Origin of the sequence: Ruegeria sp., from assembly GCF_965199275.1 — a bacterium.
GTDB lineage: Bacteria > Pseudomonadota > Alphaproteobacteria > Rhodobacterales > Rhodobacteraceae > Ruegeria.
Map to the genome: position 1 here is coordinate 114083 of NZ_CBDAQX010000022.1, position 19509 is coordinate 133591.

Genomic DNA, 19509 nt, shown 5'->3' on the forward strand with positions numbered 1-19509 from the left:
GATGGAGTTTCAATGACCCGCAAACCGACAACTCTGGCGGAATGGAAATCAACCTTTCTGGCCGCTGCCGGGTTGGTGCTGGCCAGTTTTCTGGCATGGTTTGGCCTGTCGCGGTTGAGCGAAACCACCGCAGGGGACACGATTGGCACCATTGCCTCGGTCGCGTTGCTGATCTGGCTGGTGTCGCAGTCGTGGTACTACATGACCCAGGTGAAATCGCCGCGCAGACTGTTGTTCTTGATGGGTGTATCCTTCATTCAGGTCGTGCCGTTCCTGTTTGCGGCCGTCTATGGGGCCTTTGGCTACAACGACAATTGCGTTCTCGGGGCGGAAGGCCCTGCCGATATTCTGTATTTCTCATATGTCACCTTCACCACCGTTGGGTATGGCGACATGAGCCCAACAGGCCTATGCCGCGGCTTGGCCGTGTCCGAGGCCGTCACCGGCTACATCCTTTTGGGCATGTTTGTTGCGGCAGCCGTGTCGCTTTATTCGCGAAACCACGCGCATTAAATCGTTTTGCGTTTTAACTAAGGTAAAGCCATCGAAATGCGCGTTCGACCGCAGGGAGAGGCAGCGCATTGCGATTCAAGTCAAACACAAAACGATCTTGGCTCTATTTATTCTGGTCGATCCAACGCGACATGAGCTGCTTGTCGCGAAAGCACTCGGACGGGATCGGGAGACGTTTGCTGCGCGATATCCCTTCAGCAAAGGCGACCTGCTTGCCGGTCGGGTAGTTGGCAAAGGGCGATGGATCCTCGGGCTTGTGGGCCGAGATCCAAGCAGACATGGACTTGCGGTCCCGCTGCGCCTCAACCGGGATTTCTAGCGCGGTCTGCTCGGCGATGGCGCGGGCATAGCGCATCTGCCGATCTGTGACCGGCAGCAGGTGGTAGTCGTTCGAAGGGCCGTTTAGGGCCTGATTTCGTGCGTGGTAAGACATCGGAATGTTCCTCTGAATATGTGGAACATAAATAGAACATTAACTCTTTTTTTCAAGGGCAAGGCGATTCACATCAGCGGGAGTTTGCCGTGATTCAGTTTTATTGACTGACCAATCAACAAAAGATACACGCTTGGGAAATTGCTTCGGAAAAGGAACCCGGCATGAAATTTCAGCCCAAGGCGAGCCATTTCATCAATGGCGCATACGTAGAAGACACCAACGGCGCACCGATTGATGTGATCTACCCTGCAACCGGTGAGGTCATTGCCCGGCTGCATTCAGCCACGCCCGAAATCGTTGATCAGGCTTTGAACAGTGCAAAAGCGGCGCAAGCGGAATGGGCAGCCATGTCCGGGACCGAGCGTGGCCGCGTTCTGCGCCGCGCCGCAGACATCATGCGCGACCGCAATCACGACCTCTCGGTGCTGGAAACGCATGACACCGGTAAACCCCTGCAAGAGACGCTGGTGGCCGATGCGACCTCGGGCGCGGATGCGCTGGAGTATTTCGGAGGTCTGACCGCATCCCTGACCGGTGAACACATCCCTCTGGGCGGTGGAGACTTCGTCTACACCATCCGCGAGGCGCTGGGCGTGTGCGTCGGGATCGGCGCATGGAACTACCCCACCCAGATCGCCTGCTGTGTAGAAAAGCGTGCAATTTTGACCCCCTAAGCGGGGAAATCGGCGTCCAAATTTGACCCCTCCCTATGGTTGTAGACATCCTTTTCATTGAGCAGTCGATGGAGAGGCAAGCGGGATGATTTGCGTGGAAACTATTAGAAAAGTGCGTCGCTTACACCTGATCGAAAAAAAGAGCATCAAGGAAATTTGCCGTTCGCTCAATTTGAGCCGTGCAACGGTTCGAAAGATAATCCGATCGGGAGTGACGGAGTTCAAATATGAGCGCAAATCGCAGCCATACCCGGTGCTCGGGCCTTGGCGCGCGCGTCTGGATGAAACGCTTGAGGAGAACGAGGCGCTTCCGAAGAAACACCGCAAGCGGATGACCAAAATCTGGAAGGAACTCTCCGATGATGGTTTTGGCGGCGGGTATGACAGTGTTCGACGCTACACAAAGAATTGGCGCATTGCGCACGGCCGACAACAGGCGCAGGCGTTCATCCCGCTGATCTTTGATCCTGGGGAGGCGTACCAGTTCGACTGGAGTGTGGAGACGGTTTTGATGGACGGTGCACTCACGACCGTGAAGGTTGCCCATTTCAAACTTTGCCATAGCCGCATGCCATTCTCCATTGCCTATCCGCGCGAGACGCAGGAGATGGTCTTTGATGCCCACGACGAGGCCTTCAAATTCTTTGGTGGAGGCTGCATCAACGGGATCTACGATAACATGACGACCGCCGTCGATGCGATCCTGTCGGGCAAGGAAAGAAAGTTCAACAAGGCATTCTCCCGGATGTGTTCTCATCATCTGGTGAACCCGATCGCCTGTACGCGCGCGGCCGGTTGGGAGAAGGGTCAGGTTGAGAATCTGGTCAAGGAGAGCCGCGCCTATAGTTTTACACCGCGTCTGGAGGTGGCCGACTTCGATGAATTGAATGCCCGGCTGCAAAAAGACGCGATCAAACGCGCAAAAGAACTGCGGCATCCGGAAAACCTGGAGGTGACGGTCTGGGAGGAGTTCCAGCAGGAAAAGCCGCTGCTGACGCATCTGCAGAAGCCCTTCGTCGGGTTCCGTGAAAAGACGGTCGCCGTGAGCCGAACCTGCCTGATCAACTTCGAAAGAAACAAATACAGCGTTGAGGCAAGAGCTGTTGGACGTCAGGTCCAGTTGCAGGTCTACGCCACGCGGATTGTCCTGCGCCAAGACGGTGAGATTGTCGGAGAGCACGAACGGTGCTTCGGCCGAGGAAAAACGATCTTCAACCCTTGGCACTATGTGCCCGTCCTCAAGCGCAAGCCTGGCGCTCTGCGCAATGGAGCACCGTTCCGTGACTGGGACCTACCACCGGCAATGACGCAGATCTGGACCCATCTGCGGGGCACATCCGACGGAGACCGGCAACTTGCCGATATTCTTTTCGCTGCTTACCAGCACGACATTGATGTGGTCGAGGCTGCCTGCGAAGAAGCTCTAAAATCTGGCCTGCGCAAGGCCGATGCGATCCTGAACATTGTCTCTCGGCGCACCAATCCCCCGCCGCCAAAGGCGATTGAGCCGCCTGCCCACCTGCAGCTGAAAATGGCACCGATCGCGGATTGCGCTCGCTATGACAGGCTTGGAGGCTCCCATGCAACTGCGTAAGGAAATTCTCGAACTTGCCCGTCAACTGAAGTTGCCAGGCATCGTCAACTGCTTTGACGAAGTGATGCAGGCCGCAGCCAAAAACAACTGGCGGCCCCAACAGGTCGTGGCCGAACTCCTCACGGCCGAACTGGCCGAAAAGACTGCGCGCTCGATCCGGTATCAGATGGGTGCCGCAAAGTTCCCGGTCTGCAAGTCCTTACCTGAGTTCGACTTCACGGTCAGCCCCGTCAACGAGGAAGTCGTGCGCAATCTTCATGACGGCGATTTTATGGACCAGGCTAGGAATGGCGTGCTGGTCGGTGGAACCGGATCGGGCAAAACGCATCTCGCAACAGCGATCGGGGGCCACGCGGTCAATAACCGCCGGCGGGTCAGGTTCTTCAGCGCTGTGGATCTCGCGAACAAGCTGGAGGCTGAACATCGCGAAGGCAACGCCGGGCGGCTCAGCGAGCAGCTGATCCGCGTCGACCTCGTGATTATAGACGAACTCGGTTATCTGCCGTTCGCAGAGTCTGGTGGACGATTACTCTTCCATCTCATCAGCAAACTGTACGAGCGAACGTCTATTCTGCTAACAACCAACCTCGCATTTGCTGAATGGCCGAGTGTGTTCACAGATGCCAAAATGACCACTGCTCTCCTGGATCGACTGACACACCATTGCGATATCATCGAAACCGGGAACGAAAGCTGGCGAATTAACCACCGCGACTAACCTCGAAATCGGGGAATAAATTCAAAACAGACAGCAGGTCAAACCTTCAGTCGAGCTACGCTCTCTTTTCGGTTTGACCTGCTGTCCACCCCCCTCCTGAATCAACCTAAACACGACCCCCTCAACGCCCCTCTTAGCTCCAAGGGGGGTCAAATTTGGACGCCGATGGGGGGTCATTATTCAATGCCGATTGACACAGATGGTGCAAAACGCGGAGGGCGTATTCGCTTTCGCGGGTTCGCTCAGCTGCCCGCGCAAGTTTGAACTGCCTGAAAGAGCAAAAATTTCGGTCTTTTATTGACCGACCATACGGTAAATAATATGATGTTGAAAATTGCGGGCGTAGGGCCGCGAAGATCATCTCAAGAATGAGGAGAGACCCATGACGATCCAAGAGATTTCAAGTTTCGCGGCCGGTGAGTGGATTGCACCGGGGGAAGGAGCGCGCAACATTGCCAGCGCTGTGACAGGCGAGGTGATCGCGACCGCTGGCAACAACGGTTTGGATGTGCAAGGGATGCTGGACTATGCACGCAATGTTGGGGGACCGGCATTGCGCGACATGACCTTTCACGAGCGCGCCAAGATGCTCAAGGCAGTGTCGACGCATTTGGCTCAAAACAAGCAGGTCATGTATGACCTGTCTTTCAACACGGGCGCAACACAGTCGGATCATCTGATCGATATCGACGGCGGGATCGGCACAATGTTTGTGTTTGCATCGAAAGGCCGTCGCGAAATGCCTGATGGCCACGTGTATCTGGATGGTGACGTCGAGCAGCTATCGCGCAACGGTACGTTTCTTGGCCAGCACATCTGTACTCCGCTGCGGGGTGTAGCAGTCCATATCAACGCGTTCAACTTTCCGGTTTGGGGCATGTTGGAAAAGCTGGCTCCAACCTTGCTGGCTGGTGTTCCGGCTATCGTCAAACCGGCAACGAACTCCTGCTATGTCACCGAATTGTGCGTGCGGCTGATGCTGGATTCAGGCATTTTGCCCGCCGGAGCGCTACAACTTGTGTCGGGTGGCTTAGGTGACATGCTGGATCGTCTGACCATGCAGGACGTGGTCAGTTTTACCGGATCCGCCGACACAGCTCTGAAACTACGCTCGAATCCCGTTATTCTGGAAAACTCCGTGCGTTTTGTGGCGGAACAGGACAGTCTGAACTGTTCGGTGCTGGGCGTAGATGCTGAACCGGGCACGCCGGAATTTGACCTGTTCATCAAAGAAGTTCAACGTGAAATGACCACAAAGGCGGGTCAGAAATGTACTGCGATCCGCCGGATAATTGCGCCTGAGCCCCATGTACAGGCAGTGATCGAAGCGCTCTCCGCGCGGCTGGCAAAAACAATCATTGGCGACCCGAAACTTGAAACCACACGTATGGGCGCCCTGGTTTCCAATGGCCAGAAACGGGATGTACTGGAAAAAGCTGCGATCATTGGCCAAGAAGCGGAGCGCGTATTTGGGAATCCGGACGACTTCGCCGTTGACGGCGCGGATGCCGAAAAGGGGGCCTTTCTGCCGCCGATGCTATTTCATTGTGGCAACCCGGATGCGGCAAAACGTGTACATGACACCGAAGCCTTCGGTCCGGTCAGTACGATCATGGGGTATCGCGATACAGACCACGCAATTGAATTGGCGAACAAGGGGCAGGGATCTCTGGTCGCTTCGGTCATTACTCATGATGCCGATGTGGCGCGCGCATTCGCAATGGGCGCCGGGGCGTATCACGGGCGGCTTTATTTCAACAACCGCGACTCAATGAAAGAGTCCACGGGCCACGGCTCACCTTTGCCACATATGGTTCATGGCGGCCCGGGTCGCGCTGGTGGCGGTGAGGAAATGGGGGGCGTGCGTGGTGTTAAACACTACATGCAGCGCACAGCCATTCAGGGTTCGCCGGACCTGTTGACGGCGATTGGGTCCAGATGGGTCCCGGGCGCGACCGAGATCGAAGGTCCAGCCCATCCATTCACCCGTGGTTACCACGATCTGGCCATCGGTGAGACAATCCACACGACCCCGCGGACTGTAACGCTTGAAGATATCGAACACTTTGCGGAATTCACCGGCGACACATTCTATGCACACACGGATGAAGCCGCTGCGGCACGCAACCCGTTCTTCCCAGGCCGTGTCGCGCATGGATACCTGCTGTTGTCGTTCGCGGCCGGGCTGTTTGTCGAGCCGAACGAAGGGCCGGTTCTGGCCAACACAGGCCTTGACGGATTGCGCTTCATGAAGCCGATCGTGGCAGGAGATTCCATCAAGGTGCGACTGACCGTCAAGTCAAAGACGAAACGTAACGATGAGTATGGCGAGGTACGCTGGCACGTCACGCTGACGCAACAAGATGATGAGCTTGTTGCAGAATACGAATTGCTGACAATGGTGGCATACTAACGATGACGGGCCGGATGGTAATTCGATCCGGCCCCCTTATACTGAGGCCATGAAAGACGCTTCCCCAGATTGGTTCGACTCTTGCGTAAGTCATTTGACCTCCGAGGGTAATCTGCGGGTATGGTCGGTGCTTGTCACGATTTTTGGCGATCTGGCGCAAAACAATTCGGATCAGATAAGCGGATCATTGATCACTGTGTAGAAAAGCGTGCAATTTTGACCCCCTAAGCGGGGAAATCGGCGTCCAAATTTGACCCCTCCCTATGGTTGTAGACATCCTTTTCATTGAGCAGTCGATGGAGAGGCAAGCGGGATGATTTGCGTGGAAACTATTAGAAAAGTGCGTCGCTTACACCTGATCGAAAAAAAGAGCATCAAGGAAATTTGCCGTTCGCTCAATTTGAGCCGTGCAACGGTTCGAAAGATAATCCGATCGGGAGTGACGGAGTTCAAATATGAGCGCAAATCGCAGCCATACCCGGTGCTCGGGCCTTGGCGCGCGCGTCTGGATGAAACGCTTGAGGAGAACGAGGCGCTTCCGAAGAAACACCGCAAGCGGATGACCAAAATCTGGAAGGAACTCTCCGATGATGGTTTTGGCGGCGGGTATGACAGTGTTCGACGCTACACAAAGAATTGGCGCATTGCGCACGGCCGACAACAGGCGCAGGCGTTCATCCCGCTGATCTTTGATCCTGGGGAGGCGTACCAGTTCGACTGGAGTGTGGAGACGGTTTTGATGGACGGTGCACTCACGACCGTGAAGGTTGCCCATTTCAAACTTTGCCATAGCCGCATGCCATTCTCCATTGCCTATCCGCGCGAGACGCAGGAGATGGTCTTTGATGCCCACGACGAGGCCTTCAAATTCTTTGGTGGAGGCTGCATCAACGGGATCTACGATAACATGACGACCGCCGTCGATGCGATCCTGTCGGGCAAGGAAAGAAAGTTCAACAAGGCATTCTCCCGGATGTGTTCTCATCATCTGGTGAACCCGATCGCCTGTACGCGCGCGGCCGGTTGGGAGAAGGGTCAGGTTGAGAATCTGGTCAAGGAGAGCCGCGCCTATAGTTTTACACCGCGTCTGGAGGTGGCCGACTTCGATGAATTGAATGCCCGGCTGCAAAAAGACGCGATCAAACGCGCAAAAGAACTGCGGCATCCGGAAAACCTGGAGGTGACGGTCTGGGAGGAGTTCCAGCAGGAAAAGCCGCTGCTGACGCATCTGCAGAAGCCCTTCGTCGGGTTCCGTGAAAAGACGGTCGCCGTGAGCCGAACCTGCCTGATCAACTTCGAAAGAAACAAATACAGCGTTGAGGCAAGAGCTGTTGGACGTCAGGTCCAGTTGCAGGTCTACGCCACGCGGATTGTCCTGCGCCAAGACGGTGAGATTGTCGGAGAGCACGAACGGTGCTTCGGCCGAGGAAAAACGATCTTCAACCCTTGGCACTATGTGCCCGTCCTCAAGCGCAAGCCTGGCGCTCTGCGCAATGGAGCACCGTTCCGTGACTGGGACCTACCACCGGCAATGACGCAGATCTGGACCCATCTGCGGGGCACATCCGACGGAGACCGGCAACTTGCCGATATTCTTTTCGCTGCTTACCAGCACGACATTGATGTGGTCGAGGCTGCCTGCGAAGAAGCTCTAAAATCTGGCCTGCGCAAGGCCGATGCGATCCTGAACATTGTCTCTCGGCGCACCAATCCCCCGCCGCCAAAGGCGATTGAGCCGCCTGCCCACCTGCAGCTGAAAATGGCACCGATCGCGGATTGCGCTCGCTATGACAGGCTTGGAGGCTCCCATGCAACTGCGTAAGGAAATTCTCGAACTTGCCCGTCAACTGAAGTTGCCAGGCATCGTCAACTGCTTTGACGAAGTGATGCAGGCCGCAGCCAAAAACAACTGGCGGCCCCAACAGGTCGTGGCCGAACTCCTCACGGCCGAACTGGCCGAAAAGACTGCGCGCTCGATCCGGTATCAGATGGGTGCCGCAAAGTTCCCGGTCTGCAAGTCCTTACCTGAGTTCGACTTCACGGTCAGCCCCGTCAACGAGGAAGTCGTGCGCAATCTTCATGACGGCGATTTTATGGACCAGGCCAGGAATGGCGTGCTGGTCGGTGGAACCGGATCGGGCAAAACGCATCTCGCAACAGCGATCGGGGGCCACGCGGTCAATAACCGCCGGCGGGTCAGGTTCTTCAGCGCTGTGGATCTCGCGAACAAGCTGGAGGCTGAACATCGCGAAGGCAACGCCGGGCGGCTCAGCGAGCAGCTGATCCGCGTCGACCTCGTGATTATAGACGAACTCGGTTATCTGCCGTTCGCAGAGTCTGGTGGACGATTACTCTTCCATCTCATCAGCAAACTGTACGAGCGAACGTCTATTCTGCTAACAACCAACCTCGCATTTGCTGAATGGCCGAGTGTGTTCACAGATGCCAAAATGACCACTGCTCTCCTGGATCGACTGACACACCATTGCGATATCATCGAAACCGGGAACGAAAGCTGGCGAATTAACCACCGCGACTAACCTCGAAATCGGGGAATAAATTCAAAACAGACAGCAGGTCAAACCTTCAGTCGAGCTACGCTCTCTTTTCGGTTTGACCTGCTGTCCACCCCCTCCTGAATCAACCTAAACACGACCCCCTCAACGCCCCTCTTAGCTCCAAGGGGGGTCAAATTTGGACGCCGATGGGGGGTCATTATTCAATGCCGATTGACAAAGGCGGCGATGACGGGCGTCAAGGTGAACACCGCAGCCGCGCTGACCGGTGGGGCGGTTTGCAGCCCGTAGAACATCAGCACGAAATAGGTGGCAAACAGCCCGCCCAACACAAGATACCGCCAAGGCGCCTGCGCCGCTCTGCGCGGCAAACCGGTGGTGGCCAATGCGGCAAGGCCGATCACCCCTGCTGCGATCCCGAACCTCACTGCATTCAGCGCCGCCGGGGCGATCTCATTGGCGATGATCGACCCCAACGAGAAACTGCCCGCGACCAGGGCCGAGAAGACCAGCATGGCCAGATGGCCACGCGCTTGTGGGCTCATGGCAGCCAGCCCTTGGACTGGTCTTTCAGGAATTGCAGGAAAGACTGCACCTTGGTCGTGCGATGCAGGTCTACATGGGTCACCAGCCACAGTTTACCGGACCATTCCGGCAGGGGCTCCATGACCTCTTCGAGTTCAGGATGGCGCGCGGCCTCCCAACGGGCCATGAAGCCTATCCCTGCCCCGGCCAGAACCGCTTCGCCACAGGTGAAGTTGTTGGAACACAGGAAAGTCATCGCCTCAACCGGGGCGTTTGCCCGCAGCCAGCGTGAAAACGGCGCGCGGCTGTTTTCATCGTCATTGCCGACAAAGGCGTGATTGCCAAAATCCTCTACACCCGATGGTTTGCCGCGCCGCGCTATATAATCCTTGCTGGCGTAGAGCCCGACCTCCTGCGCTACAAAGGGCTGTACAACATTGTCAGGCTGATCAGGCGCGGCACCGGCACGAATAGCCACATGCGCCTCACCATATTCCAGCCGGAACAGACGATCTCCGGTCAGATAGCGCACGATCAGGCCCGGATGTGACTTCTGAAACTCGGTCAATGTCGGCACGACCAGAGGGGCCAGCGACGCCAGAGAGGTTACGACCAACTCGCCCGAGACGTCATCGCCGCGCCCTTTCATGCGACCGACCAATTGGTTGAACTGATCTTCGGTGGCTTGGGCCACGCGCAACAGGTCCTCACCCGCCTCGGTCGGGGTGTACCCCCGCGCATGACGCTGGAACAGTTTCACTCCGAGGCGCGCCTCAATGGCGTCGATATGGCGAATGACCGTTGCATGATGCGCGCCCAGAACGTCGGCCGCGCCGCTGACCGTTCCCATACGGGCCACCTGATACGCGGTTCTGACTTCGTCCCAATTGTCCATCACGACCTCATAATGTGCAATTTCAAACACTCAATGTTGACTTAGCCGAGTTTTGTTCGTCAGCGCAACGCTCATATTGGGAGCAGAGCGAAATTTCCCCAATGAGGACATCATGACAAAAACAATCCTGCATATCGACGCCTCGGCCCGCCGCACCGGATCAGCAACCCGCGACCTGTCGCATCGCGTCGTCCAGCATCTTGGCGCGGAACGCATTATCCGCCGCGACCTGGCCAGCCCCCTGCCCCTGCTGACCGAGGACTGGATCGCCGCAAACTTCACCCCGGCAGACCAACGCGATGCTGTTCAGCGCGATCAACTGGCCCTGTCCGACGAGCTGGTGAACGAACTGCAACGCGCCGATACCATCGTGATCGGCCTGCCCATCTACAACTTTTCGGTCCCGGCGGCGTTCAAGGCATGGATTGATCTGGTTGCCCGAGCCGGTCTGACATTCTCTTACTCCGAGAACGGCCCCAAAGGCCTGCTGGAAGGTAAACGCGCCGTTCTGGCAATCGCATCAGGTGGCACGGCAGTCGGGTCTGAAATCGACTTTGCAACCGACTACGCCAAGCATGTTCTAGGCTTCATTGGCATCACCGACGTCGACATCGTAGCTGCAGATCAATTGGCCATTGATGCCGACTCGTCGGTCAAAAACGCCCACAAAGCCATTGGTGAATTGGCCGCCTGATCAGGCTCTGGTCAAAGAAGATCGAAACGTCCAATCTGCGCAGCAGTAGCTTTCTGCGGATTGGGCGTTTGTCATGAAAAAGATAGGAATTCTTGGGGGCGTCGGCTGGGCCTCGACGGTGGATTACTACCGCGCGATTTCCGAAGGGGCCGGGCGATATTTCGCCGCGCGCGGACACGGATCCCCCCTACCCATCCCGCCGATGACAATCGAGTCCGTCACGCAAGCCAAAACACGGGCCTTGCGTGGAGTGGCCGGCGATGAGGCCAGTTGGGCCGCATTCGACGCCGTGTTTCGCGAAGCGCTTCTGACCTTGGAGAACGCGGGATGCGACTTTGGAATCATCGCCTCAAACACTCCGCACGCACGTCTTCATGCGATCCGGCAGGGCGTGTCGATGCCCATTCTCAGCATCTTCGACGCAACGGCTGAGGTAACCGCCTCGACAGGCGCTCCACGGGCGCTGGTTTTGGGCACGGCCGTGACCATGCAGGCGACCAACTACGCTGACAGGTTGGCCGATGAGGTCATCGCCGCGAATGATCGTCTGCCCGAAGCCGAAATCGCCGAGATGCAGGCCATGATCGACAGCGAGTTTTATGGCGGAGCGTCAGAATCCGCTCATGACCGGCTGCTGGCCTTTTGTAACAAGCATGCAGAACCGGGCACGGCCATCCTGCTGGCTTGTACGGAACTGCCGCTGGCCTTCCCCAACAATCTGGACGATCCTGTGTTCGAAGCCGACGGACATTTGTTCATCAACCCGTCAGCGGCCCATGTCGCCGCTGCACTGAAACAAGCGTTGGAGGAGTGACTACGGCAGCCAGGTCACGTCGCATCCGATCCGGTCGAAGAACGCCATCAAATCGGACTGCGCCATCGCGACGGTTCGGTCATTGACCAGCGGGTGCATGTAGATCACGTCGGCCTGCTGCGCCGCTGCATCCATGAAGAACCGCACGTTATTCTGAACGCCGTTAATCATCGCCAGCGGGCTGACTGCACCTGGGCGGATCCCAAGGTTCTGCAACAACCGATCCGCCGAGCCGAAAGACAGGTTACCGATCCCCAATTCAGCGCCCAGCGCTTTGAGGTCAATCTCGCGGCTCTGTTCAAGCGTCACCAGGTAGTTGCGCTTTTTCTTGTCGCGCAGGTAGAGGTTCTTCAACCGCAACGCATTCTCGCCCGGCACCATGAATTGGTCCTCAACTGCCTTCGCATCCTCAACCGTGCGCAGTGGCACATGAGAATGCAGCCGATACTCCAACCCCCAATCATCCAACTGCGCCAACAACGCATCGGAACTGAGTGGCAATGTATCTTGATAAGCGGATGATGCGTCCACGAGACCCTCCTGTTTGACGCGCTCATCGCGCAACACGCGGGCGAATTCAAGCCACGACAGCCCTAGAATTCGATGCTAGCGTGCCGCCATGAAAGTCTCGCGCAACACCCCCGACCAATTGATCCTATCCAATACACCCTGGCTGATGGGCATCATGCTGGTTGTCTTCATCCTCTGTTTCGTCGGCGCAGGCCTCTTCATGGCCACCGAAGGGGGTGAGGGCATCTTCTTCGGCATTTTCTTTGCCTTGGTCGGTGGCGGTTTGGGCTTTGGCGCTTTCTGCGTCTTTGTGCGGCGCGTGCAGGTCATATTGGACCGTCGCTCGAACAGCATCCTTATCCGCCGCCAATCGATTTTTGGTTATGACACCGTGGAACATGATCTGTCGAACCTCTCCCATGCCGAGGTGGAAACCACCACCTCGAGTCGCAAAGGAAACTCGTCCAAGATGCATCGCCCCGTTTTGATTCTGGAAAAGGGCATGAGTGCCGGCCGTCACCCGATTGTCGAAGCCTATGTCAGCGGAGGCGGCGCACAGCGGATGGTCGATGCGGTCAATGTCTGGCTTCCGGCGCGCAAGGTTGACTCTGACACCCAATCCGCCTAAAGCCCCATCCAAACATCCGGAAGCGTAGACCTTCCGGTCCCTTGAGTCGTTCAGGGATCGCCCCCCACCAGCGAGTTTCGCCCGTGGGGGCGTTTGTGCATTTAACCGGCGCATCCTATGTAGGGCACGCCATCAGATAACCGGCATAGGAGGCCGAAGGCATGTTTGAAAATCTATCCGAACGCCTTTCTGGCGTCTTTGACCGGCTGACGAAACAAGGTGCGCTGTCCGAGGAAGATGTCAAAACCGCCCTGCGCGAAGTTCGTGTTGCCCTGCTTGAGGCAGACGTCTCGCTGCCCGTGGCACGCGCATTCGTCAAGAAGGTGCAGGAACAGGCGACAGGACAAGCCGTCACCAAGTCGATCACGCCCGGCCAACAGGTCGTCAAGATCGTGCACGACGCGCTGGTCGAAACCCTGCGTGGCGAGGAAGACCCCGGCAAGCTGAAGATCGACAACCCGCCCGCCCCGATCCTGATGGTCGGTCTGCAGGGCTCGGGTAAGACGACCACCACCGGTAAGCTGGCGAAACGTCTGAAAGAGAAAGAGGGCAAGAAGGTCCTGATGGCCTCGCTCGACGTCTATCGCCCGGCGGCGATGGATCAGCTGGCCGTTTTGGGTACACAGGTCGGCGTCGATACGCTGCCGATCGTGCCGGGCCAATCGCCGGTCGATATCGCCAAACGCGCTAAGCAGCAGGCAACGTTGGGCGGCTATGACGTTTACATGCTCGACACCGCGGGCCGTCTGCATATCGACGAAGTCCTGATGGACGAGGTCGAACAGGTCCGTAACGTTGTTGACCCGCGCGAGACCCTGCTGGTCGTTGACGGCCTGACCGGTCAAGTCGCGGTTGAAGTTGCCGAGGAGTTCGACGCCAAGGTCGGCATCTCGGGCGTGGTTCTGACCCGGATGGACGGAGACGGGCGCGGCGGTGCGGCTCTGTCGATGCGTGCGGTCACCGGCAAGCCGATCCGCTTTGTTGGTCTGGGCGAAAAGATGGATGCGCTCGAAACTTTCGAGCCGGACCGGATCGCTGGTCGTATTCTGGGCATGGGCGACATCGTTGCCCTGGTCGAAAAGGCCCAGGAAACGATGGAGATGGAACAGACCGAGCGCATGATGAAGCGCATGGTCAAAGGTCAGTTCAACATGAATGACCTAAAAATGCAGCTGGAACAGATGATCCAGATGGGCGGCATGCAGGGCATGATGGGCATGATGGGCATGATGCCGGGCATGGGCAAGATGGCCAAACAGATGGATCAGGCCGGTCTGGACGATAAGATCCTGCGCCAGCAGATCGCCATGATCCAGTCGATGACCAAGCGCGAACGCGCCAACCCGCAACTGCTGCAGGCCAGCCGCAAGAAACGGATTGCGGCGGGTTCGGGGATGGAGGTTAGCGACCTCAACAAGCTGCTCAAGATGCACCGGCAGATGTCGGACATGATGAAGAAAATGGGCAAGATGGGCAAAGGCAAGATGCTGAAACAGGCCATGAAGGGCATGTTCGGCAAAGGCACCCCCTCGCCTGAGGATATGGCCGCAGGCATGGACCCCAAGGCGCTGGAACAGGCGGCAAAGGCCATGGGCGGCAAGATGCCCGGGGGCCTGCCCGGACTGGGCGGTGGCATGGGCCTGCCTCAGGGCCTCAGCGGGTTTGGCAAGAAGAAGTAGATGACTGCCCTCACGCCTCATATCCCCCAGCTTGAGACCGAGCGCCTGATCCTGCGTGCGCCGTCCGAGGCTGATCTTGACGCAGACACCGCGTTCTTCGCCAGCGAAGCTGCGAAGTATGTCGGCGGTCAGATGCGCCGGGATGAAGTGTGGCGAGTGATCGCTGCTCTGCTGGGCCATTGGTCGCTGCGTGGCTACGGATACTGGAGCGTCGATGAAAAAGACACCGGCAAATATCTTGGTCGCGTCGGTCTATGGTGCCCCGAAGGCTGGCCTGAACCCGAGGTTGGCTGGACGCTGCTAAACCACGCCACTGGCAAGGGGTACGCGACTGAGGCTGGGTTTGCAGCGCGCAGCTACGCATACGATGTTCTGGGTTGGGATACCGCGATCTCGCTGATCGACCCCGAAAACCATGCTAGCATCGCCGTTGCCAAACGTTTGGGCGCACAGTTCGAATACAATTACGAGCACCCCAAATATGGAACCTCGGAAATTTGGCGGCACCCTGCCCCGGCGGATCTGGTGAATGGTGGAATGGAGGCCTACGCATGACCTCTTTCACCATCCCCACTGTCGAAACCGAACGTCTGGTCCTGCGCGCACCGCATCAGGACGACCTGCCCGCGATGACTGCGTTCTTCAAAACAGAACGCAGCTATATGGTGGGGGGCCCGAAGGATGAGCTGGGCAGCTGGGACTCGCTGGCCAAACGGTTGGGTCATTGGGCACTCAATTGCTTTGGCCTGTGGCATCTGACCGAAAAATCGAGCGGCGCGTTCGTCGGTTGGGCGGGTATGATCTTTGCTCCGGGCTGGGATGAGCCGGAATTGGGCTGGACCCTGATGGAGCAGGCCGAAGGCAAAGGTCTGGGCTTCGAGGCCGCACAGGCCGCGCCCCACTACGCAGCCCAGCACCAGGGCTTGAACGGCGTTATGTCCTATATCGCCCATGCAAATGACCGCTCGCGCGCTTTGGCTGAGCGTCTTGGCGCCACCTATGAACGCGAAGCCGAGCTGCTGGGTAAGAAAGCGCAGATGTGGCGTCACCCGCGTATCACCGTTTCTGACACTGCTTTGACCTCCGAAAGGACCGGCCAATGACCAACCCCGTGACACAGGCTGCGACGCTGCTGAAGGAGCATCGCGAAAGCATCGACCGGCTGGACGCGATCCTTGTCTATACGTTGGGCGAGCGGTTCAAGCACACGCAGGCTGTTGGCAAGCTCAAGGCCGAACACGACCTTCCCCCGTCCGATCCCACGCGCGAAGCCGCGCAGATCGCACGGCTAGAAGACCTGGCGAAAGAGGCCGATCTAGACCCCGATTTCGCCAAGGCTTTTTTGAATTTCATCATTCAGGAAGTCATCCGACACCACCGGAAACATCAAGAGTGAACCTCCGGATCAACAAACACCAGAATTGACCGGGCAATTCCCGGCACACGCCATCTAAAGGAGATACCACCATGGCAATGAAAATTCGTCTCGCCCGCGGCGGCTCGAAAAAACGTCCCTTCTATCGCATCGTTGCGGCTGACAGCCGTATGCCTCGCGATGGCCGTTTCATCGAGAAACTGGGCACCTACAACCCGCTGCTGCCGAAAGACAGCGAAGAGCGCGTGAAAATGAACATGGAGCGCATCCAGTACTGGCTGGATCAGGGCGCTCAGCCCACCGACCGTATCGCGCGTATGCTCGAAGCTGCTGGCACCCGTAACAAAGCCGAGCGCAACAACCCGAACAAGGGTACTCTTGGCAAGAAAGCCCAAGAGCGCGCGGAAGAGAAAGCTGCAAAGGCTGCTGAAGCTGCCGAAGCAGCTGCTGCACCGGCTGAAGAAGCTGCAGCAGAAGAATAAGCAGGCCGACGCGTGCAGGATCAGGCTTTCACCGACGATTTTCGCACGCAGTTCGATCTGTTGATGCGGCTCCGGCGCGATGTGCGTCGGTTTCGCACCGACCCTGTGGACGAGGCAGTGCTGACGCGCTGCCTCGACGCATTTCTGCTGGCCCCTTCCGTGGGGCTCAGCGAACCTTGGCGCGTGATCCGCGTCGAAAGTGAGGCCGCGCGCGACGCGGCGCTCAAGAATTTCCAAACCGCCAATGCGGACGCTCTGGCCGGGTATTCCGGTGAGAAAGCACAGCTGTATAGCGGCCTCAAACTTTCGGGCATGCAGGAAGCGCCAGTGCAATTGGCGGTGTTCTGCGATGACACCACCAGCAAAGGCCAGGGTCTGGGCGCGGGCACCATGCCCGAGATGCGGCGCTATTCGGTTGTCTCGGCTATCACCCTGTTCTGGCTGGCCCTGCGCGCGCAGGGGCTGGGGCTGGGCTGGGTTTCGATCCTGCACCCCGACCAAATGAACACCGATCTGAACGTGCCGGACAACTGGCGGCTGATCGGCTATTTCTGCGTTGGCTGGCCGGAAGAAGAATCCGACACGCCTGAGCTGGAACGGGCGGGTTGGGAAGACCGCGACGAGACTCTGCCGATCGAGGTGCGATAGGCCGATGTTTGGATTGTTGCGGCTTCCCATCCTGTTGCTGATCGCATTTATTGTCGGCGTGTTCTTTGAACGCAATAACCAGCGTGAAGCCTGCGAAGTGATCGGGCAATGGCGAAACGGACTATGTATAACGGAAGGCTCAAATGAGTGATCTGATCTGCGTCGGCAGCATTGCGGGCTCATACGGTGTGCGCGGCGAGGTGCGGCTGAAAAGCTTTTGCGCCGTGCCGGAAGACATCGAAGCCTATTCGCCACTGACCGACGAAGACGGCAAAGAGCGCTTTCCCGTGGTGCTCACCCGCGCGATCAAGAACGGATTTGCTGCGCGTCTCGGCGGGGTTGAAACCAAGGAAGAGGCGGACGCCCTGAACGGCCTGCGCCTCTATGCCCGGCGGGATCAGCTGCCTTCGCTGCCGGATGACGAGTTCTATCATACCGACCTGATCGGGCTGGAGGTGTATGACACCGGCGGCACCCTGCTGGGCCGGGTCAAATCGGTCCAGAACCACGGCGCGGCGGATTTGTTGGAATTGCACGGGCCGGGTCTGAAATCGACTGTCCTGCTGCCCTTTACTCTGGACGCTGTTCCGACAGTTGATCTGGAGGCCGGTCGCATCGTCGCCGATCCGCCAGAAGGCCTGATCTAATGCGGCGCGTTCTGCTGCATCTGGGGCTGCACAAGACCGGCACCACCGTTGCGCAGTCGTTTCTCTACAAGAACCGTCAGCTGATCTGGCCGCATTTTTCACTGATCTTGCCCTACAAGACGCGCAAAAACGAACTTGCAGACATTGCCACGCGGCATTCGGTCTATCGGATGAACAGCACACTGGCCGAGTTCGAAACGGGTGTGCATGCGCTGCTGAAACCGATCGACTTCGGCACCAGTCGCGGCCTGATCCTCAGCGAGGAAAACTTTGCCGGACTACGCCCCAGTCGCAACAGCGCCGAAGGCTACGGGGCGACCCCTGAATTGGCGACAACGCTGGTTGAGCGGGTGACAGAACGGCTGGGGCCGGTCGACCTCACGATCTATCTGTCCTTGCGACAGCGTGAGGATTGGATGCGCAGCCTCTGGGCGCATGATCTGCGGCGGACGCGGCTGGTGCAGGATTATGACGCGTTCCGGGAGGCGCTGAACCACCTGCCCTCTCCGAAAGAGACGGCCGACATGCTTCAGGACCGGCTGCCGCTGGTCAAGGTCCAGACCGAGTGGATGGAGGACCTGCGCAAGCAGCGCTTTGGTCCAGGCGCTCCGTTTGCGGCATTTCTGAACCTGCCACGCGACAAGATGTTCAAATTGGTCGCGCCGGATCCGCACAAGGCCCGTCCGGCTGATGATGTTCTGCTCGAACTGCTGGATTTGAACCGTTCCGCGCTGGACGATGCGGCTTTGATGGCGCAAAAAAAGGCCCTCATCAAGCGCGCCAAGGACGATCTGGTTTCCCAGTCATGACAGATACACCAAGCAAATCTCATGGTCGAAAGGCCATCCGCCCCACTCTGCAACCGCGCGAGTTGATGACGCCGACGCCGGATCTGCACGGCGTGTGGAAGGCCAAGATTATCACCTTGTTTCCCAGCGCCTTCCCCGGTGTTCTAGGCGAAAGCCTGACGGGTAAAGCCTTGCAAGAGGGGCTTTGGCAGCTAGAAACCGTCGATTTGCGGCAATTCGGGATCGGCAAACACCGAAATGTGGATGACACTCCCGCAGGCGGCGGCGCGGGTATGGTATTGCGCGCCGACGTATTGGGGCCTGCCATCGAACAGACCATGGCCGGTATCCGGAGCAACTGGCCGCTGATCTACCTCAGCCCGCGCGGCAAACGTATGGACCAGCGGATGATGCAGAATCTGGCGCGCTGCGACGGGATGACCTTGCTCTGCGGCCGTTTTGAAGGCGTGGACGAGCGCGTGTTGGAGCATTACGGCGTGCAAGAAGTCAGCCTCGGCGACTTCGTCATGACCGGCGGCGAGATCGCGGCGCAAGCCCTGATCGACGCCACCGTTCGGCTGATCCCCGGCGTGCTGGGCAATCAGGCCTCGACCGAAGAAGAGAGCTTTTCCTCGGGCCTGCTGGAACACCCGCAATACACGCGCCCCGCAGAATGGAACGGCCGCCCGATCCCCGAGGTCCTGATGTCCGGTCACCACGGCCACATCGCCGAATGGCGCCAAAAGATGGCCGAGGACATAACGCGGGAACGGCGGCCTGATGTGTGGGACGAATACGTTCGCACCAGGTAGAAATCTATCAAATGACACAGGCTACTGTGGCCCGCAAACCGCAGGTCCACAGATAAAGCTGGCGCTAATTGCAGTTGAAGAAATCGCGGTCTACTCATCCCAGAGTATTGCGAACGACTCAAAAGATTCGCACATTTGAAAGAACGGC

Annotated in this window: 21 protein-coding genes and 2 pseudogenes; 19 read left to right on the top strand and 4 right to left on the bottom strand. The window is 58.0% G+C overall.

All coding sequences use genetic code 11. From position 1 onward, the window contains the following. Positions 1–12: 12 nt before the first annotated feature. A complete protein-coding gene (locus ACOERD_RS20270; RefSeq protein WP_170379453.1) occupies positions 13–513 on the top strand; it encodes a potassium channel family protein in 501 nt (166 codons plus the stop codon). A gap of 103 nt (positions 514–616) precedes the next feature. Here the strand turns inward: ACOERD_RS20270 and ACOERD_RS20275 are convergent, their stop codons facing one another. Then, entirely contained in the window at positions 617–946 is a 330-nt protein-coding gene (locus ACOERD_RS20275; RefSeq protein WP_419740245.1) for a hypothetical protein, read from the bottom strand. Between the two features lie 164 nt (positions 947–1110). On the opposite strand from ACOERD_RS20275, the pseudogene ACOERD_RS20280 reads away from it, so the two are divergent. From ACOERD_RS20280 to istB (ACOERD_RS20305), 6 genes and pseudogenes are all read left to right on the top strand, one after another. Next, a pseudogene (locus ACOERD_RS20280) lies at positions 1111–1590 on the top strand (aldehyde dehydrogenase family protein); the annotation flags it as partial. 118 nt (positions 1591–1708) lie between these two features. Next, the gene (gene istA / locus ACOERD_RS20285; RefSeq protein ID WP_419737605.1) at positions 1709–3217 is read left to right on the top strand and encodes an IS21 family transposase; all 1509 of its coding nucleotides are present in this window, start codon (positions 1709–1711) and stop codon (positions 3215–3217) included. After that, entirely contained in the window at positions 3204–3935 is a 732-nt protein-coding gene (istB, locus tag ACOERD_RS20290; RefSeq protein ID WP_419737606.1) for an IS21-like element helper ATPase IstB, read from the top strand. The genes istA (ACOERD_RS20285) and istB (ACOERD_RS20290) overlap by 14 nt, the downstream gene beginning before the upstream one ends. Positions 3936–4317: 382 nt before the next feature. Beyond that, positions 4318–6348 carry a phenylacetic acid degradation bifunctional protein PaaZ gene (paaZ, locus tag ACOERD_RS20295; protein WP_419740246.1) on the top strand — a complete coding sequence of 677 codons (2031 nt, stop codon included), beginning with the start codon at positions 4318–4320 and terminating at the stop codon, positions 6346–6348. 313 nt (positions 6349–6661) lie between these two features. Then, the gene (gene istA, locus ACOERD_RS20300) at positions 6662–8170 is read left to right on the top strand and encodes an IS21 family transposase (protein ID WP_419737605.1); all 1509 of its coding nucleotides are present in this window, start codon (positions 6662–6664) and stop codon (positions 8168–8170) included. Further along, entirely contained in the window at positions 8157–8888 is a 732-nt protein-coding gene (gene istB / locus ACOERD_RS20305) for an IS21-like element helper ATPase IstB (protein ID WP_419737606.1), read from the top strand. Before istA (ACOERD_RS20300) ends, istB (ACOERD_RS20305) begins: the two co-directional genes overlap by 14 nt. Before the next feature lie 197 nt (positions 8889–9085). Here the strand turns inward: istB (ACOERD_RS20305) and ACOERD_RS20310 are convergent. Beyond that, positions 9086–9409 (bottom strand): annotated as a pseudogene (locus ACOERD_RS20310) (EamA family transporter); the annotation flags it as partial. After that, positions 9406–10284, bottom strand: a complete 879-nt coding sequence (locus tag ACOERD_RS20315) for a LysR family transcriptional regulator (RefSeq protein ID WP_419740247.1) — start codon at positions 10282–10284, stop codon at positions 9406–9408. The gene ACOERD_RS20315 and the pseudogene ACOERD_RS20310, both read right to left, overlap by 4 nt. A 112-nt stretch (positions 10285–10396) precedes the next feature. Between ACOERD_RS20315 and ACOERD_RS20320 the strand changes: the two genes are divergently transcribed. Both ACOERD_RS20320 and ACOERD_RS20325 read left to right on the top strand, forming a co-directional pair. After that, positions 10397–10978 (top strand): FMN-dependent NADH-azoreductase, encoded by a 582-nt coding sequence (locus tag ACOERD_RS20320; RefSeq protein WP_419740248.1) that lies wholly within the window; start codon positions 10397–10399, stop codon positions 10976–10978. Positions 10979–11051: 73 nt separating this feature from the next. After that, positions 11052–11792 (top strand): aspartate/glutamate racemase family protein, encoded by a 741-nt coding sequence (locus tag ACOERD_RS20325; protein ID WP_419740249.1) that lies wholly within the window; start codon positions 11052–11054, stop codon positions 11790–11792. Here ACOERD_RS20325 and ACOERD_RS20330 read toward each other — a convergent pair whose 3' ends face one another. Beyond that, positions 11793–12323 carry a prolyl-tRNA synthetase associated domain-containing protein gene (locus ACOERD_RS20330; protein WP_419740557.1) on the bottom strand — a complete coding sequence of 177 codons (531 nt, stop codon included), beginning with the start codon at positions 12321–12323 and terminating at the stop codon, positions 11793–11795. Between the two features lie 88 nt (positions 12324–12411). Here ACOERD_RS20330 and ACOERD_RS20335 point away from each other — a divergent pair, with 88 nt between their 5' ends. The 10 genes from ACOERD_RS20335 (at position 12412) to trmD (ending at position 19361) form a co-directional block, all read left to right on the top strand. Next, on the top strand, positions 12412–12930 hold the full coding sequence (locus tag ACOERD_RS20335) for a hypothetical protein (RefSeq protein WP_419740250.1): 519 nt from the start codon (positions 12412–12414) through the stop codon (positions 12928–12930). 161 nt (positions 12931–13091) lie between these two features. After that, entirely contained in the window at positions 13092–14609 is a 1518-nt protein-coding gene (gene ffh, locus ACOERD_RS20340) for a signal recognition particle protein (RefSeq protein WP_419740251.1), read from the top strand. Continuing rightward, entirely contained in the window at positions 14610–15164 is a 555-nt protein-coding gene (locus ACOERD_RS20345; protein WP_419740252.1) for a GNAT family N-acetyltransferase, read from the top strand. It abuts the gene before it with no gap. Next, positions 15161–15712, top strand: coding sequence for a GNAT family N-acetyltransferase (locus ACOERD_RS20350; protein ID WP_419740253.1), 552 nt, complete (start codon positions 15161–15163; stop codon positions 15710–15712). The genes ACOERD_RS20345 and ACOERD_RS20350 overlap by 4 nt, the downstream gene beginning before the upstream one ends. Beyond that, positions 15709–16005, top strand: coding sequence for a chorismate mutase (locus tag ACOERD_RS20355; RefSeq protein ID WP_170380494.1), 297 nt, complete (start codon positions 15709–15711; stop codon positions 16003–16005). The genes ACOERD_RS20350 and ACOERD_RS20355 overlap by 4 nt, the downstream gene beginning before the upstream one ends. A gap of 71 nt (positions 16006–16076) precedes the next feature. Next, positions 16077–16466, top strand: a complete 390-nt coding sequence (gene rpsP, locus ACOERD_RS20360) for a 30S ribosomal protein S16 (RefSeq protein ID WP_419740254.1) — start codon at positions 16077–16079, stop codon at positions 16464–16466. A 12-nt stretch (positions 16467–16478) separates the two neighbouring features. Next, complete coding sequence (gene bluB / locus ACOERD_RS20365; protein WP_419740255.1) at positions 16479–17114, top strand: 5,6-dimethylbenzimidazole synthase; 636 nt, start codon at positions 16479–16481, stop codon at positions 17112–17114. 143 nt (positions 17115–17257) lie between these two features. Continuing rightward, complete coding sequence (gene rimM, locus ACOERD_RS20370; protein WP_170681331.1) at positions 17258–17761, top strand: ribosome maturation factor RimM; 504 nt, start codon at positions 17258–17260, stop codon at positions 17759–17761. Continuing rightward, positions 17761–18570 (top strand): hypothetical protein, encoded by an 810-nt coding sequence (locus ACOERD_RS20375; protein WP_419740256.1) that lies wholly within the window; start codon positions 17761–17763, stop codon positions 18568–18570. The genes rimM and ACOERD_RS20375 overlap by 1 nt, the downstream gene beginning before the upstream one ends. Beyond that, positions 18567–19361 carry a tRNA (guanosine(37)-N1)-methyltransferase TrmD gene (gene trmD / locus ACOERD_RS20380; protein ID WP_419740257.1) on the top strand — a complete coding sequence of 265 codons (795 nt, stop codon included), beginning with the start codon at positions 18567–18569 and terminating at the stop codon, positions 19359–19361. The genes ACOERD_RS20375 and trmD overlap by 4 nt, the downstream gene beginning before the upstream one ends. The last annotated feature ends 148 nt before the right edge of the window (positions 19362–19509 follow it).